General features: G+C 64.2%; 19 protein-coding genes. 11 read left to right on the top strand and 8 right to left on the bottom strand.

Annotated features, from left to right (window positions below):
• Positions 1 to 67: 67 nt before the first annotated feature.
• Both glnA and NED97_RS10645 read right to left on the bottom strand, forming a co-directional pair.
• On the bottom strand, positions 68 to 1,423 hold the full coding sequence (glnA, locus tag NED97_RS10650; protein WP_252487024.1) for a type I glutamate--ammonia ligase: 1,356 nt from the start codon (positions 1,421 to 1,423) through the stop codon (positions 68 to 70).
• A 244-nt stretch (positions 1,424 to 1,667) separates the two neighbouring features.
• Positions 1,668 to 1,988, bottom strand: coding sequence for a phage terminase large subunit family protein (locus NED97_RS10645; RefSeq protein WP_252487023.1), 321 nt, complete (start codon positions 1,986 to 1,988; stop codon positions 1,668 to 1,670).
• A 240-nt stretch (positions 1,989 to 2,228) separates the two neighbouring features.
• Between NED97_RS10645 and NED97_RS10640 the strand changes: the two genes are divergently transcribed.
• Positions 2,229 to 2,582, top strand: a complete 354-nt coding sequence (locus tag NED97_RS10640; protein ID WP_252487022.1) for a thioredoxin family protein — start codon at positions 2,229 to 2,231, stop codon at positions 2,580 to 2,582.
• 15 nt (positions 2,583 to 2,597) lie between these two features.
• On the opposite strand, the gene NED97_RS10635 is transcribed toward NED97_RS10640, so the two are convergent.
• The 3 genes from NED97_RS10635 to NED97_RS10625 all read right to left on the bottom strand — a co-directional run bounded on the left by NED97_RS10635 (position 2,598) and on the right by NED97_RS10625 (position 4,095).
• Positions 2,598 to 2,861 carry a helix-turn-helix domain-containing protein gene (locus tag NED97_RS10635; RefSeq protein WP_252487021.1) on the bottom strand — a complete coding sequence of 88 codons (264 nt, stop codon included), beginning with the start codon at positions 2,859 to 2,861 and terminating at the stop codon, positions 2,598 to 2,600.
• A 121-nt stretch (positions 2,862 to 2,982) separates the two neighbouring features.
• Positions 2,983 to 3,939 (bottom strand): PGF-CTERM sorting domain-containing protein, encoded by a 957-nt coding sequence (locus tag NED97_RS10630; protein WP_252487020.1) that lies wholly within the window; start codon positions 3,937 to 3,939, stop codon positions 2,983 to 2,985.
• A gap of 3 nt (positions 3,940 to 3,942) precedes the next feature.
• Positions 3,943 to 4,095 carry a hypothetical protein gene (locus NED97_RS10625; protein WP_252487019.1) on the bottom strand — a complete coding sequence of 51 codons (153 nt, stop codon included), beginning with the start codon at positions 4,093 to 4,095 and terminating at the stop codon, positions 3,943 to 3,945.
• Positions 4,096 to 4,291: 196 nt separating this feature from the next.
• Here NED97_RS10625 and NED97_RS10620 point away from each other — a divergent pair, with 196 nt between their 5' ends.
• The 3 genes from NED97_RS10620 (at position 4,292) to NED97_RS10610 (ending at position 8,584) form a co-directional block, all read left to right on the top strand.
• Complete coding sequence (locus NED97_RS10620; RefSeq protein WP_252487018.1) at positions 4,292 to 4,789, top strand: hypothetical protein; 498 nt, start codon at positions 4,292 to 4,294, stop codon at positions 4,787 to 4,789.
• Positions 4,790 to 4,861: 72 nt separating this feature from the next.
• Positions 4,862 to 7,687, top strand: a complete 2,826-nt coding sequence (locus tag NED97_RS10615; protein WP_252487017.1) for a DEAD/DEAH box helicase — start codon at positions 4,862 to 4,864, stop codon at positions 7,685 to 7,687.
• 147 nt (positions 7,688 to 7,834) lie between these two features.
• Positions 7,835 to 8,584, top strand: a complete 750-nt coding sequence (locus NED97_RS10610; protein ID WP_252487016.1) for a protein sorting system archaetidylserine decarboxylase — start codon at positions 7,835 to 7,837, stop codon at positions 8,582 to 8,584.
• Between the two features lie 292 nt (positions 8,585 to 8,876).
• Here NED97_RS10610 and NED97_RS10605 read toward each other — a convergent pair whose 3' ends face one another.
• A complete protein-coding gene (locus NED97_RS10605; RefSeq protein WP_252487015.1) occupies positions 8,877 to 11,078 on the bottom strand; it encodes an AAA family ATPase in 2,202 nt (733 codons plus the stop codon).
• Positions 11,079 to 11,187: 109 nt separating this feature from the next.
• Between NED97_RS10605 and NED97_RS23100 the strand changes: the two genes are divergently transcribed.
• Positions 11,188 to 11,322, top strand: coding sequence for a DUF7128 family protein (locus NED97_RS23100; protein ID WP_013880488.1), 135 nt, complete (start codon positions 11,188 to 11,190; stop codon positions 11,320 to 11,322).
• Positions 11,323 to 11,340: 18 nt separating this feature from the next.
• On the opposite strand, the gene NED97_RS10600 is transcribed toward NED97_RS23100, so the two are convergent.
• Together NED97_RS10600 and NED97_RS10595 are read right to left on the bottom strand one after the other, a co-directional pair.
• On the bottom strand, positions 11,341 to 11,586 hold the full coding sequence (locus NED97_RS10600; RefSeq protein WP_148858990.1) for a DUF7508 domain-containing protein: 246 nt from the start codon (positions 11,584 to 11,586) through the stop codon (positions 11,341 to 11,343).
• Complete coding sequence (locus NED97_RS10595) at positions 11,586 to 12,017, bottom strand: DUF5796 family protein (RefSeq protein ID WP_252487014.1); 432 nt, start codon at positions 12,015 to 12,017, stop codon at positions 11,586 to 11,588. The genes NED97_RS10600 and NED97_RS10595 overlap by 1 nt, the downstream gene beginning before the upstream one ends.
• A gap of 141 nt (positions 12,018 to 12,158) precedes the next feature.
• On the opposite strand from NED97_RS10595, the gene NED97_RS10590 reads away from it, so the two are divergent.
• The 6 genes from NED97_RS10590 to NED97_RS10565 all read left to right on the top strand — a co-directional run bounded on the left by NED97_RS10590 (position 12,159) and on the right by NED97_RS10565 (position 15,759).
• On the top strand, positions 12,159 to 13,031 hold the full coding sequence (locus NED97_RS10590; protein WP_252487013.1) for a shikimate kinase: 873 nt from the start codon (positions 12,159 to 12,161) through the stop codon (positions 13,029 to 13,031).
• A complete protein-coding gene (locus NED97_RS10585) occupies positions 13,028 to 13,354 on the top strand; it encodes a chorismate mutase (RefSeq protein WP_252487012.1) in 327 nt (108 codons plus the stop codon). Before NED97_RS10590 ends, NED97_RS10585 begins: the two co-directional genes overlap by 4 nt.
• A 103-nt stretch (positions 13,355 to 13,457) precedes the next feature.
• Complete coding sequence (locus NED97_RS10580) at positions 13,458 to 13,742, top strand: ribbon-helix-helix domain-containing protein (protein ID WP_252487011.1); 285 nt, start codon at positions 13,458 to 13,460, stop codon at positions 13,740 to 13,742.
• Positions 13,735 to 14,019, top strand: coding sequence for a type II toxin-antitoxin system RelE family toxin (locus NED97_RS10575; protein ID WP_252487010.1), 285 nt, complete (start codon positions 13,735 to 13,737; stop codon positions 14,017 to 14,019). Before NED97_RS10580 ends, NED97_RS10575 begins: the two co-directional genes overlap by 8 nt.
• A 270-nt stretch (positions 14,020 to 14,289) precedes the next feature.
• The gene (locus tag NED97_RS10570; protein ID WP_252487009.1) at positions 14,290 to 14,712 is read left to right on the top strand and encodes a VOC family protein; all 423 of its coding nucleotides are present in this window, start codon (positions 14,290 to 14,292) and stop codon (positions 14,710 to 14,712) included.
• Positions 14,713 to 15,096: 384 nt separating this feature from the next.
• Entirely contained in the window at positions 15,097 to 15,759 is a 663-nt protein-coding gene (locus tag NED97_RS10565; RefSeq protein WP_252487008.1) for an ABC transporter ATP-binding protein, read from the top strand.
• Positions 15,760 to 15,800: the final 41 nt, after the last annotated feature.

Below are 15,800 nucleotides of genomic sequence, written 5' to 3'. Positions count from 1 at the left end.
GAGGAGACGACGGCGCTTCGAGAAGAAAAACCGTTCAGCGGCGACCGGGTCGTCGCGGCGATCGCGTCTAGAACGTCTCGAGGTAGCGGTCGAGTTCCCACTGGGAGACGTCGATCAGGTACTCCTCGAACTCCTCGCGTTTGGCCTCGACGAACTTCTCGCCGATGTGTTCGCCCAGCGCGTCGTAGACGACCTCGTCCTCCTCGAGGGCGTCGACGGCCTCGCCGAGGTTCGAGGGGAGCGTCTCGATGCCGTACTCCTCGCGTTTCTGCTGATCGAACTCGTAGATGTTCTCCCGGACGGGATCCGGACAGTCGAGATCCCGCTCGATCCCCTCGAGACCCGCGTGAATCATCGCGGCGATCGCGAGATACGGGTTACAGGAGGGGTCGGGCGAGCGCAGTTCGACCCGCGAGGCTGCGGGAACGCGGGCGGCGGGTTTGCGGATCAACGACGAGCGGTTGCGGTCGGACCAGGCGACGTAGACGGGCGCCTCGTAGCCGGGGACGAGGCGCTTGTAGCTGTTCACGGTGGGGTTGGCGATGGCGGTGATCGCCGGGGCGTGCTCGAGGATGCCGGCGGTGAAGGCGTGGGCTTCCTCGCTCAGGTCGAACTCGTCGTCGTCGTCGTGGAAGGCGTTCTCGCCGTCCTCGGTGAACAGCGAGAGGTGGGTGTGCATGCCCGAGCCGTTGACCTCCGGGATGGGTTTGGGCATGAACGTCGCGTGGTAGTCGTGCTGGGCGGCGATCGCTCGGACGACGGTGCGGAAGGTGCCGACGTTGTCGGCGGTCGTCAGGGCGTCGTCGTACTCGAAGTTGATCTCGTGTTGACCCTCGGCGACCTCGTGGTGGCTCGCCTCGACCTCGAAGCCCATGTTCTCGAGGCCGTAGATGATGTCGCGGCGAACGTCGCTCGCGAGGTCCTTGGGCGCGAGGTCGAAGTAGCCGCCGTGGTCGTTGGTCTCGGTCGTCGCGTGACCCTCTTCGTCCTCCTCGAACAGGAAGAACTCGGGTTCGGGCGCGGCGTTGACCGTGTAGCCCATCTCCTTGGCGCGCTCTAAGGCCTGTTTCAGCACGTAGCGCGGGTCGCCCTCGAACGGCTCGCCCGTCGAGGTGTTGATCACGTCGCAGATCATCCGGGCGGCGGCGCTCTCGCCGTTGGTCCGCCACGGAAGGACGGCGAACGTCTCGGGGTCGGGCTTGAGACGCATGTCCGACTCCTGAATACGCACGAACCCTTCGATCGACGATCCGTCGAAGTAGATCCCCTCGGTGAACGCCTTCTCGGCCTGCCGTGCCGGAACGGAGACGTTCTTGACCGTCCCAAGAATGTCCGTAAACTGCAGCCGAAGGAAGTCGACGTCCTTCGCCTCGATCTGATCCAGTACCTCCTGTTCTGCGGTGGTCAGGTTCCCATCTGACATCTTCTACTCGAGTAATCCAACGGAACCATCCATTAAAACTCTATTGCTGTGGGCGAATATACTCGAATAGGGATAATATTGGACGTTCGTCATCCAACAGTGCCGCTGGTAGCGAAGGGGCTGAAAGACGGCCGCGAATCGACCGCAAAAAGTTGAGAACTGTGGATCAATCCGTTTCGGCGGGACCAGTCCGACCAAACGTACCCGCCAGGTGAACACAGCCGTCTGCGTCGACGCGGTCGATTCAGTAGTCGTCCGACCGATCTCGAGTCGTCGCCGTTACGGCCGCCATTCCGGCACCGAAGCTCGCTCGCCAGACGGAGACGGACGTTCGGACGACTCGACTCCACGCGGCGGTGGGTCGCGGCCCCCTTCCGGAATCGTCGTCTTTCGGACGCTCGGCGATGACGGTGTTACAATCGGGACAGACGTACGCGACGGATTGGCCCCGTCCGTCGCGAATCCAGTCTCCCTCGATAGGGTCCGCGTGGTCGCATTCCCAGCAGTAGAACATCGCTTTCCGTCGCTCGGGCTTCTCGTGGTCGCGACTGGTGGGCGGAGTCATTATCGGCACGTAGGGGCTCCGGTTATAAAGCACCTTTTCTCGATGATTGTTGTCCGAACATTATATGCGCGTGTTACACAAACATATTGTCCTCTATCCGTATATCGTGGTCCGACTTACACTCTTCTAGCCGATAACCTCCGGATTATCAGTCGAGTCTCGTCCCGTCGAGGGAGCGACGACTGTCTGGAACGACCGTTCGGGCACGACTGGTTTCCCGCCGTAGTCCGTACCCGGGGTATGGACGATCGAACCCCGAAACCGGGACGACTCGAGGACGGTGCGGATCTCGACGAGTTCGTCGAGCGAAACGACCTCGCGCTCGTCGAGTTCTACACCAAGGGCTGCGAGCGATGTAATGCGATGGAGCCGGTACTCGGAAACGTTGCGCGCGTAACCGACGTCGCTATCGGGCTGCTCAACCCCGGCAACGACATCACGCTCGTCGATCGGTTCGATATCAGGTCCGTTCCGACGCTCGTGCTCTTCGAGGGCGGCTCCGAGACCGGCCGGATGGCGGAGGGGTTCCAGGGAACGGAGACCGTCGTCTCCTTTGTAGACGAACACGCACCCGAGGCCGTCGAAACGAAGTAACGACCGGAAGAACGGCTACGCGTCGTCGGATTCGAGGTCGTCCGGATCGAGGTCGCCCGCGAGGTACCGCTCGCCCCGCTCGTTGATGTCGTACATTCCGGTCGCGTGTTTCGTCACGAGACCGTGATCGACGAGTTCGCGACACCGGTAGGCCACGTGCGGGACGCGGGGCTCGATCTCCTCGGCGATCTGATCAGGCATGAAGATATCCTCGTCCTGCAGCAACTCGAGAATTTCGTCGTCCACGGGCTCCATCCATTCGGCGCGGTTGTCGGTCATGTCTGTCTATCGGCGCTCGCGTTCAGTAAATGGCACGGAGTTCCGGTACCTGAGACTGTTGTTCGCGCTCGAGGGGAGGCGAGGACCGCCGTCGATCACTCGGCTCCGATCGACCCGCCGCTCACCGTCGATACCCGACGAGTAGCGCCAGCGACAGCGCGATCACGGCCGCCGCGGCGCCGAATCCGGGCACGTCGTCCGCGCCGCCCGATTCAGCGGCCTGACCGCCCTCCTGGTTCGTGCTGTTCTCGTCGTCCGACGACTCGGATTCCGTCGACGTCTCGTCATCCTGATCGGTGACGTTCTCGCCGTTGCCGATCTCGCCGTCCTCGCCGCCCGTTAGCTGGAGAACGACGACCGCCTGGCCGTGCGAGCCGTCGGGTTCGTACGTCCAGCCGCCGGCGTTCTCGTAGGGCTCGGCGTCTTCGACCGGATCGACGTCGGTGTCCCACGTGTCGTGTGCCTGCTGCACGTAGCCGACGACCTCGATTCGATCGGCGTGCTCACCGTCGACCTCGGCCTCGCCGTACTCGACCGTCTCGTCCTCGGGCAGGCCGTGTACCTCGATGCAGTGAGAATCCAGGTAGCCGTCCCCCTGGGGCAGATCGGACGTCGTCCCGAACTGGTCGGCATCGAGCGGTCGCTCGTAGTTGTCCGTCAGCGGGTACTCGACGACCATCGGATCCGCCCGCGTGTGCCATCCGATCGTGTCCCCGGTCGGCACCGTGACGGTCGTGTTCGGGACGGTCTCGCCGGCGATCGGTTCGCCCGCCTCGTTGAACAGCGCGACGCAGATCTTCCCGGAGCCGTCGCCGAGGTACGGACTGCGGTACTCGTCGCGCGGGTTGATGTAGCTGATCCAGCTACCGTCGTTCGCCGCCGCTTCGAAGTACGGATCTCCCGGCTCCGGCACGGGTTCGGCGTAGGCCTCTTCGGAGACGGCGGGACCGGTGCTCGCCATCGTCGCCCCGACGACCGCGGGACCGACGAGGAGACCGACCGCGAGGAGTCCGGCGACCACGGCGAAGGCAGCGGCGACGGCGGCGCGGCCGTCCGGGTGGGTAGGTACGCGGGCCATGGTTCACTCCCGGACGACCGTCTCGCGGTCGTTCTCCGCTGCAGCGGTTCGCGGCGGCTCTGTCGGGACCGTACGTCGGCGCGCGATCGGCGCTTCGCGAACCGTCTCCTCTCGAGCCGTCCGATTCGATGACTGTCTCGAACTTGTAGTACTCATTCGAGTGTACCGCCGAGGGGATGGGTGTATACTATACGCAGCCTACCCGACGACAGGTGCCGTCTACCGGCTACGCGCGGCCGGCTAGGGATCCGTTTCGATCCGGTAACGACTGCCAAAGCGACCGCGACCGAGCCGGTCGGGGCTTGCCTTCGCGCGCCGAACCAACTTGCCAGTACCGCGTGTAGCTGGTCCGATGGGCTTTCGAGCCGCCAACAGCGACCAGGCCAGTTCGAACGAACGGTCGACGAACTCGCTCCTCCGGACGTTTCGAATCGGGTGGATCGCCCGCCTCGCAATCGTCGGAGCCGCTCTCGTCGTCCTCGCGAATCTCGTCGATCGGTATCTCGAGTCGATCGGACCGGTGGCCACAGTCGACGACGTCAGAAAGCAGCGCGGCGGGTCCACGCCGCAGGGACGGACGCGGATCGAGATCGGCTCGCCCGACGGAACTGAGCGGGCGGATTCGGCGACCGAGACCGACGGAAGCGACGACGGGAGAGAGGACGACGAACACGTCGACGACGAACAGACGAACGTGGATCTGACCGACGAGGAACGCTCGTCCGAAGCGATCGACGAGCGAGCGGAGCCGGACGTGCAGGACGAACCGGCGACGCCGGGAGAGATGACGATCGACGAGAGCGTCGCCGACGAAGTTCACGACGATGTTGACGATGCGGACGAGGAGTAACGGCACGGTATACGCGCCGCGGCGCGAACCGAGAACGTGGCGCTTATCCGCCGTTCGCCCATAGTCGTCTCGATGACTGAGGGAGACGTCGCCGCCTTTACACACCTCGGTACGACGGTTCGCGGGGCGCTTTCCGAACGCGGTTTCTCGACGCCGACGGCACCGCAGAGACTCGCGATTCCGCCGCTGTCGGCCGGCGAGAACACGCTCGTGATCGCGCCGACCGGGAGTGGCAAGACCGAGACGGCGATGTTACCCGTCTTCGACCACCTGGTGGACGAGCAGCCGGACGGTTTCGGCGCGCTCTACGTCACTCCGCTGCGGGCGCTCAACCGCGACATGCGCCAACGCCTCGAGTGGTGGGGCGAGTACCTGGACCTCGAGGTCGCCGTCCGCCACGGCGATACGACCCAGTACCAGCGGGGAAAACAGGCCGAGAATCCGCCGGACGTCCTCGTGACGACGCCGGAGACGCTGCAGGCGATGCTCACCGGCGAACGCCTTCGGGAGGGCCTCGAGGACGTCTCCCACGTCGTGATCGACGAGGTCCACGAACTCGCGGCCTCGAAGCGGGGGGCACAGCTCTCCGTCGGACTCGAGCGCCTCCACGACCTCGCCGGCGGGATGCAGCGCATCGGGCTCTCGGCGACCGTCGGCGACCCCGAGGCCGTCGGTCAGTTTCTCACCGGCGGCCGCGCCTGCGAAATTCGCGAGATCGACGTCGGCAGCAACGTCGACGTCACCGTCCGCAGCCCGGAGAGTACCGAGGAGGACGAGGAGCTCGCCGGCAAACTCGTCACCGACGCCTCGACGGCGAGTCACGTCCGGCTGATCCGCGACCTCGTCGCGGCCCACGAGTCGACGCTCGTCTTCGTCAACACTCGACAGACCGCCGAGGCCCTCGGCTCGCGATTCACCGAACTCGACCTGCCGATCGGAATCCACCACGGCTCGCTCTCGAAGGAGGCCCGGATCGACGTCGAGGACCGGTTCAAGGCCGGCGAACTCGAGGGGCTGCTCTGCACCTCCTCGATGGAACTGGGCATCGACGTCGGCCGCGTCGACCACGTGATCCAGTACCAGAGTCCCCGGCAGGTCGCCCGCCTTCTCCAGCGGATCGGACGCGCTGGCCACCGTCAGGACGAGGTCTCGAGCGGCACGATCGTCACGACCCGCCCGGACGACACGTTCGAGGCGCTCGCGATCGCGCGCCGCGCTCGAGACGGCGAGGTCGAGCCCGCGACGATCCACGAGGGAAGTCTCGACGTGGTCGCGAATCAGCTCCCGGCGATCGTCCAGAGCCGCGGCGCGACCCCCGTCCGCGAGGCCGTCGAGACGATCACGCGTGCGTACCCGTTCAGAGACGTCACCGCGGAGACGATTCGGGAGATAGTCGGGGAACTGCACCGCAACCGGATCCTCTGGTCCGACGAGGCCGACGACCGCGTCGAAACGACGGGCGGAACCTGGCAGTACGTCTACGCGAACCTCTCGATGATCCCCGACGAGGAGACCTACGAGGTCCACGACATCGCCTCGGGCTCCCAAATCGGGACCCTGGACGAGCAGTTCGTCGTCAACTTCGCCCAGCCGGGCGAGGTGTTCATCCAGCGCGGCGAGATGTGGCGCATCGCCGAGATCGACGACGACGAGGGGAAGGTGAAGGTCAGCCCGATCGAGGACCCAGCGGGCGAGGTCCCGTCCTGGATCGGCCAGGAGATCCCCGTTCCCGCCGCGGTCGCCGGCGAGGTCGGCGAGATTCGGGGAGTAGCGGAGCCGCAGCTGTCGGCCGGAATCGACGCCGCCGCGGTCGGCCGCGAGGTCGCGGGCCGCTATCCGGCGGACGAGCACACCCTCACCGAGGCCTGCTCGCAGCTCGAGGACCAGCTCGACGCCGAGGCGCCGATGCCGACGGCCGACCGGCTCCTCCTCGAGCGCCAGGGCCGATCGATCGTCCTCAACGCCTGCTTCGGTCACAAGACGAACGAGACGCTCGGCCGGGTCCTGTCCGCACTCCTCGGCCAGCAGGCCGGGTCGTCGGTCGGTCTCGAGACGGACCCCTACCGGATCGAACTCGAGGTGCCGAACTCGATCGCGACGAGCGACGTGCTGGGAATCCTCGAAGAGACCGATCCGGACCACGTCGAGACCATCGTCGAACTCGGACTCAAGGGATCGGACGCGCTCGCCTTCCGGCTCGCACAGGTGTCCGCGAAGTTCGGCACGCTCAAGCGCTGGCAGGGGTCGGGTCGGATGTCGAACGAGCGCCTGCTCTCGGCGCTCGAGGAGACCCCGATGTACGACGAGGCGATCCGCGAGGTGTTCCACGAGGATCTGGACGTCGAACGCGCGAGCCGCGTCCTCGAAGGGATTCAGTCGGGCGATCTCGAACTGATTACTCACCGCGGCCGGACCCCCGTCGGGATGGGCGGCCGTTCGTCGGGCAAGGAGCTGCTGGCTCCCGAGAACGCGGACGCCAGCGTCATCGAGACGGTCAAAGAACGCATTCGAGACGACCGCGTCATTCTACTGTGTACCCACTGTCACGAGTGGAAGGTCAAAACGAAGGTACGACGCGTCGCCGACCAACCCGAGTGTCCGGAGTGCGGCTCGACCCGGATCGCCTCGCTGAACCCATGGGCCGACGAGGTCGTCAAAGCGGTCCGCGCCGAGGAGAAAGACGAGGAACAGGAGGAGATGACCGAGCGCGCCTTCAAGAGCGCGAGTCTCGTCCAGAGCCACGGCAAGCAGGCCGTCGTCGCGATGGCCGCCCGCGGCGTCGGCCCGCACAACGCAGCTCTAATCATCAGCAAGCTTCGGGAGAACGAGGAGGACTTCTACCGGGACATCCTCTCGAAGGAGCGCGAGTACGCCCGCACCCAGTCGTTCTGGGACTGATACGGTCTGCTGTAACGATTTACCGGAGCGACCGCAGGACGGGTCGCGGTCGCTCCGAAAATGACTTACAGCAGTCCGTATGACGCCCGTTTTGATCCGTCCGGCCTCACCGTAACGACAATACGATTCGGCCGCGTGGAACCCGATATGAACTTCGCTCCGGGGGCCTGGAAGTACGCCATCGTCCCACTGCTCGCCGCGCCGTTCGCGCTGCTCTACAGCGTCGCGGTCAGCGTCGTCGCGCTCGTCGTCGGGGTTGCAACGCTCGCCTTCTTCCGCGATCCGGACCGGACGCCGCCGCCGACCGGCGTCGTCGCGCCCGCCGACGGGAACGTCTCGGTCCTCCGCGAGGAGGGCGACCGCGTCCGCCTCGGGATCTTCATGAACGTCTGGCACGTCCACGTCGTCCGCGCACCGTTTTCGGGCACGGTCGCCGACGTCGAACACGTTTCCGGGGCGAATCGTCCCGCGTTCTCGAAGGAGTCGGACCGCAACGAACGCGTTCACGTCGAGTTCGAGACCGAGTCGCCACAGCTGCCGGATCTGGTGATCGAGGACGGCGACGAGACCGACTCGAGCGACGAATCCTCGTCCGCGCCGACGACGGCGCCGGCAACCGTCACCCTCATCGCCGGCGCGTTCGCCCGGCGCATCTTTCCCTACGTCGAACCCGGCGAGGAACTCGAGCGCGGCCAGCGACTCGGCCACATCGCCTTCGGGAGCCGCGTCGACCTGCTCTTCCCACCTGGCGTCGATATCGAGGACATCACCGTCGCAAAAGGTGATTCGATGACCGCAGGGGAGACGATCGTGCTCGAACCGTCCGAGGAATCGTTGCTCGAGACGGGGCTCGAGCACGAGTCCGACGACGCAGACGCCGCGACCGGGGCTTCGTAACGCGACGGTAGCGCGAGCGGTTTACAAGCGGTCGAGGAAAATGCCCGGGGCTCGCCCCCGAGGCGATTCACGGCGCGCACTCCGGACGATACACGCCGAGACCCCTGCCACCCTCACCGACCGCTTTGTACGTTCGAACCCCTTCGATCGATTTCCCACACCCGTTGCATCTCATCAACGCTTCCCCTCACTCGACTAACTAAACGCTGCTGTTACGACGGGAGGAACAACGAAGGAGTTGTTCACCGGGACGACACCTCTCGGAACACCGTCGGGTAGCGAACCGTGCACCTCAGCCGGACGCGTTCGTCTCCTCGCGCGCCGCCTCGAGGTGTCGTCGCTCGATGACGACCTCGTCGGCCCGCTCGTTGGCTTCGTCGGGCTCGTAGGCGTCCGCGACCTCGCGGATCGCTTTCATCGAGGCCGTCCGGACGAGCGCCTCGAGGTCGGCGCCGGTGTACCCCTCGAGTTCGTCCGCCAGTTCGTCGAGATCGACGTCCTCGGCGAGGGGTTTGTCGCCGGCGTGGACCTCGAGGATCTTCTCCCGGGCCTCGCGGTCGGGTTCCCCGACGAGGACGTGGGTGTCGAGGCGCCCGGGTCGAAGCAGCGCGGGGTCGATCTGGTCCTTGCGGTTCGTCGCGGCCAGCACGACGAGGTTCGGGTTCTCCCGCATGCCGTCGAGTTCGGTTAGCAACTGCGAGACGACGCGCTCGGTGACCTCGTGGCCCTCGCCGCGGGCGGCCGTGATAGCGTCGATTTCGTCGAAGAAGACGATCGACGGTGCGGCCTGCCGGGCGCGCTCGAACACCTTGCGGATCGCCTTCTCCGATTCGCCGACGTAGCGGTCGATGATCTCGGGTCCGTCGACGCGAACGAAGTTGACGTCCGTCTCGCCGGCGAGTGCGCGGGCGAGCAGCGTCTTCCCCGACCCTGGCGGACCGTACAGCAGGACGCCTGACGGCGGATCGGTGTTCGTCTCCTCGAAGAGTCGATCGTAGGTGAGCGGCCACTCGACCGATTCGCGGAGCGTCGCCTTCGCGTCCTCGAGGCCGCCGACGTCCGTGAAGTCGATCTCCGGCGACTCCGCGACGTACTCGCGCATCGCGGAGGGCTCGACCGACGCGAGCGCGGTGTCGAAGTGGGATTTGGTGACCTTCGGTTCGCGGTTCCACTCCTCGCGGTCGTCGGCGTCGGTCGGCCGCTCCCGGATCGCGGCCATCGCGGCCTCGCTCGCGACGGCGTCGAGGTCCGCCCCGACGAAACCGTGGGTTCGTCGGGCGATGGTCTCGACGCTGACGTCGTCGGCGAGAGGCATCCCGCGGGTGTGGACCTCGAGGATCTCCTTGCGCCCCGACTCGTCGGGGACGCCGACCTGGATCTCGCGGTCGAATCGGCCGCCGCGGCGCAGCGCGGGGTCGATGACGTCGACCCGGTTGGTCGCGCCGATGACGATCACCTCTCCCCTGGCGTCGAGGCCGTCCATCAGCGTCAGTAGCTGGCCGACGATGCGGTTCTCGGCGTCGCTGTCGTCGCCGCGAGCGCCGGCGATGGAGTCGATCTCGTCGAAGAAAATGATCGTCGGCGCGTTCTCGCGCGCCCGGTCGAACACCTCGCGAAGCTGCTCCTCGGACTCGCCCTTGTACTTCGACATGATCTCCGGGCCGGAGATCGTCTCGAAGGAGGCATCGACCTCGTTCGCGACGGCGCGGGCGATCAGCGTCTTTCCGGTGCCGGGTGGCCCGTACAGCAGCACTCCGGAAGGGGGCTCGACGCCGAGTCGTCGGAACAGTTCGGGCTCCGACAGCGGCAGTTCGATCATCTCGCGGACCTGCTCGAGTTCCTCGTCCAGCCCGCCGATGTCCTCGTAGGTCGGGCCGACAGTCTGTTCGGGTTCGACGACGGCTTCCGAATCGGTGCTCCCGGCAGCACCGGTGTCAGTACTGGAGGACTGGTTACTCGAGCCGTCGTCGGTCGCGGTCCCGGGGCCCGCGATCCGGACCGTCGTCGTACTGGTGATCCGCACGTCGCCGTCCGGGGTGGTGTCGACGACGGTGAACGGGTCCTGGCTGACGCCCTCGATCCGGATCTGCTCACCCGATCGGACCGGTCTGTTCCGGAGTTTCTGGGCGGCGTCGCGCTCGGCGATCTGCTGTTCGCTCGCGGCGAGCGACGCGGGCGGTGCGAGCGTGACCCGCTCTGCCTCCCCGATAGTCGAGGTGTCCTTGGATCTGACGGCAACCGTGTCGCCGACGTGGACGCCGGCGTTCGCGCGGGTGTCCCCGTCGATCTGGACGACGGTTTCCGGGACCGACGGATCGGCCGGCCACATCTTCGCCACGGTCGCCTTCATCCCCTCGATCACGACGGTATCGCCGCTCAACACGCCCAGTTGTCGCCGTGCCTGCTCCGGGATTCGCGCGACGCCGCGACCCGCGTCGCGCTTCTCCGCGGCTCGAACCGACAGGCGAACGCCGTTCGCATCCGACCCACTCATACGGAGTAGTTTCCGGCCGGCAGTCTTGAGAATTGTCCTCGAGTCGACGCGGCCTCCCTCGGCCTCTGCCGGAGAAACGCCTTTGGGGATCCGTGTTGCACCGGTTGCCATGGTGGTCCAGACCGAACGGGACGACGCCACCTGGTACGAGTGCGAAACCTGTGGCCTCCTCTTCGACGAGAAGTCCGACGCCACGGAGCACGAGAAACACTGCGACGGAAGCGATCCGTCCTACATTCAGTGAGTCGGCCGAGCTGCCGTCCTACTCGAACCGGTCGCGGTGGTCGGCCGCGAGTTCTCGAGCCTGGTCCAGGGTGTGCGTCTCCGTCCAGCGAACGCGCTCGCCGTCCCCGTAGGCTAGCGCCGTCTTGAGTTCGTCGCGCAACACCCCGTGGTCGACCGACAGAACCGTCCCCGAGCCGTCGCCGAGTTCGTAGACGCCGGGGCGATCGGGTGCGCGGGCGACGGCGTCCCGATCGAGGTCGCGCCACGGCTTTTGCAGCGGCATCAGTTCGCCTCCTCGACGAGTTCGTAGGCGTGCTCGCTCATCTCGTCCTCCGCGAAGACGAAGACGCGACCGTCGACGACCGACAGGTCGGCCTCGACGCGGATCGAGTACGCCGTCGTGGAGACGGTCACGCCCGGAAACAGCACCTCCTCGTCGTCTCCCTCGAGCATCACGCGGCCGACGCCGGTCGACTCGAGGATGTCGTCGTGGGTGTTCCGGTCGTTGACGTAGGTCATGACGCCTTCGAGGCCGTCGGGGTCGGTGACGAGCACGTGGACCTCCTTCCCGGGCGGGGTCTTCACGGCGCCCTCGACGGGTTCCGGCGGGCCGTGGTAGAAGACGTCCCGGCCGTCGAGGTACTCGACGACGACGCCACCCTCCACGAGGTCGACGCCGATCGTGCTGGGTGCGACGTTGTTGCGTTGGCTCATACGGACCGATTCGAACGGACCGGAGAAAAACCGTGTGCTCCGCCAGCGACGTTCGCTCGCGGATCTTCGCTCCGGAGGCGGATCACCCACTACTCGCCGTGACCGCCAGCCGTAAATAGACCCCGCGACAGAGAGGTGGGTATGGATGGCCGGGCTGTAGCTCCGGCGGCCGGAACGGTACTGAACGCGCTCGCGACCGGTCGCGGATCGGCGTTCGCGATCGACCTCGAGACGACGGCAACCGTCGAACTCACGACCGACGGCGAGATCGACGGTACCATCGCCGACCAGCCGGACGCCGACGCCACGCTTATCGAGCGCTGTGCGGCACTGACGATCGACGAGTACGCCGAGGACGCGGGACTGACGTCGACCGACGTCGGCGCTCGCGTGCGAACGGACAGCGAGGTGCCGATGGCCTCGGGACTGAAGAGTTCCAGCGCCGCGGCGAACGCGACGGTGCTCGCGACGCTCGACGCGCTCGAGATTCGCGACCCGGTCGACCGCATCGACGCCTGTCGGCTCGGCGTCCGGGCGGCCCGCGAGGCCGGCGTGACGGTGACGGGCGCGTTCGACGACGCCAGCGCGAGCATGCTCGGCGGCGTCACCGTCACCGACAACACCACCGACGAACTGCTCGCCCGCGAGCCGGTCGAGTGGGACGTACTCGTCTACACGCCGCCGGAGCAGTCCTACAGCGCCGACGCCGACACCTCGGCCTGCGAACGGATCGCGCCGATGGCCGACCTCGTCGAGGAACTCGCCCTGGCGGGACGCTACGGCGAGGCGATGACGGTCAACGGCTTCGCCTTCTGTGGCGCACTCGAGTTCTCGACGGCGCCGATGATCGACGCCCTCCCCGACGTGACGGGCGTCTCGCTCTCGGGAACGGGACCGAGCTACGTCGCCGTCGGGGATCGAGCGACGCTCGAGGAAGTACGGGATCGGTGGAACGACCGCGACGGAACGACACGATTACTGGCGACGCGAACCGACGGGACACGAACGACATGACCACAGACGAGATCGATACCGACGAAAACGAGCCGGCAGAGCGAGCACCGGAGGAGATGAACCTCGACGAACTGCGCGAGGAAATCCAGACGATCGACCGCGAGATCGTCGAACTGATCGCCCAGCGTACCTACGTCGCGGATACGATCGCGGCAGTCAAAGACGAGAAGGGGCTGCCGACGACCGACGAGAAACAGGAAGAACAGGTGATGGAGCGCGCGGGACGAAACGCGGAGCAGTTCGACGTCGACGCGAATCTCGTGAAAGCGATCTTTCGGCTGTTGATCGAACTGAACAAAGTAGAGCAGCGTGAGAATCGGTAGTAAACGACACGGATTTCACGAATTCACTATTGTTTCTTTTCGCCAAGAGCTTCAGCGTTCGGACGCCGAAACACCTACGGTAACACGCTGGTAATACATGCGTATGTCTGAAGCGGCCACAAACAATGGCGACGACGAGATCGTCACGGTGAACTTCAAAGTCACACGGTCGTTTCTCGACGAAATCGAAGACACGTGGCAAGGACGGGGATTCAACAGCCGTAGCGAATTTATTCGGTATACCTTACGCGATGCCGTCGAACATCCCACGTTCGACCGCGACGAACTCGTTGCACTCCTCCAAGCGGAAGAGGATGTCCAAAAACAACGGACGATAAGTGCCGAAGAAGCACGCGAACGATTCGGCACTGACGCGACGAATGAGTGACGACGAGTGGACGTGGGAACTCGCATCGAAAGCGCAGGACGACCTCGATGCGCTCAATTCGAACGAGCAGCAGCGCATCATCGACAAACTCGACGAAATCGTCGATTCTCCGTGGCGCGATCCACCAGACTATGGCGAACCGCTCCAGAATAGCTCACGCCGTAAGGTGCGTATCGGTGAATTCCGTCTTGCGGTCACCTTCCACCAAGACGAGCACCGAATGGTCGTTGCTCGAATTAAACGTCGTGGTGGCGCGTATACAGCTGATGACGACTGAGTAGATGTACTGGAAACCGCCAAAGTAGACGATATCTGTAACATCAGTCCGAGACCTGAACAAAGTTGAGCAACGTGATAAGCGGTAACGCACATCACTGCCCGGTTTAGTCCCCCGGAAAACGGCGAACAGACGGAAATTGTGCCTATCGGGTAGAGAAGTTCAGTTGATAAGGACTATAATCCTCTTTATACGAGAGGCTTTCTCGTCACCGCCCTTTCTATACGGTGGTCACAGGGCAAGTGTCAAGCCCAAATGACTGCTCATGTCATGGAACCACAAATCACAGTCATCACGTTGGGAGTCAACGATTTGGAGGAATCACTCGGCTTTTATCGTGATGGCTTGGGTTGGCGAACGGAGGGTATCGTCGGAACAGAGTTCGAAGGCGGAGCCGTTGCCTTCTTCCCGCTGAACGACGGTTTGCAGCTTGCACTCTACCCTAAACATCAAATCGCGGAAGATGCATACGTTGACGAAACTGCGTCAAGTCCTGCGGAATTCACTATCGGCCACAACGTCGCGTCGAAAGAAGAAGTCGATGACGTGATGGAGACGGCGGAAGAAGCAGGAGCAGAAGTTACCGACCCGCCACGTGACCGTGTATGGGGCGGATATTCGGGCCACTTCCAAGACCCGGACGACCACCTATGGGAAGTTGTTTGGAACCCGCAGTTCGAAATCGAAGAGTAAACACTTGATCCACCGACTTTCCATCAAAGTTCTCGTCACAGAGTCCGAAAGCGGAAAAGTAGACGAAACCTGTAACGTCAGTTTGAGACCTGAACAATTGAGCAGCGGGAGAGTCGGTAGTCAAAATAGGGTTTTTAGAACTTCTATCCTCGATTAGAAAACAGGGAGCTCCCGGCTACTGTCCAGCGGATTCGTCGTCGGATTGGCGAGCGGAAAATATCTGGTTGTTGTAAATATTGGCTGTTTGGTTCGACAATTTCTCTCGCTCAACAGAATCGAAATAAGCGAGATGACTTCACAGAGGAATTAAAGATGCTGGGAAGCCACTAAACAAGCAGTACACGAATCATCGAGGTTTTCGGTGCTACCACTAGAGTATAGGGTATGACGCCGCCACCTCTCGTGACGAAAAACCTCACCCGGGTCGTGGACGATGAGACACTCATCGAGGACGTTTCAGTGTCGATCGAACCCGGTGAGGTACTCGTTATCGTCGGGCCATCCGGTGCTGGGAAATCCTCGTTTCTTCGTCTACTCAATCGACTCGATGAACCGACTGACGGGACAGTGTACATCGATGGGACGGATTACCGGGTACTGTCGCCTCGTGAACTCAGGGTTTGCGTGGGCCTCGTTCCCCAGGATTCGGCACTGGTTCCAGGCACGGTTTTCGAAAACGCGACTCGCGGCCTGTCGCTCCGTGGTGAGCCGGTTGACGAGACCCGAACCGAACGAATGCTTGCTCAACTCGGCCTCAACGGATACGCTGACCGTGACGTCGAAGACCTCTCCGGTGGCGAGAAACAGCGCGTCGCCTTCGCCCGTACCCTCCTGAACGACCCAGAGGTGCTGTTGCTCGACGAACCGACTGCGAGCCTCGACTCGGCCTCAGAAGCGCGTGTCGAAGAACTACTCTCAGGTCTCGATGTCACCGTTGTTCTCGTCACCCACGACGAGGAGCAGGCTCGCCGAATTGGCGACCGTGTCATGGAACTACGTGATGGTCGCATGGTGCGTATCGGGCCTGTCGGAGAGGTTCTGCCGTGACCAACATCGCCGTGGTTTCGGATTTACTCGAACAACTCCGA

Source organism: Natronococcus sp. CG52 (assembly GCF_023913515.1).
GTDB lineage: Archaea > Halobacteriota > Halobacteria > Halobacteriales > Natrialbaceae > Natronococcus > Natronococcus zhouii.
This window is presented reverse-complemented; position numbering and strand designations above follow the sequence as displayed.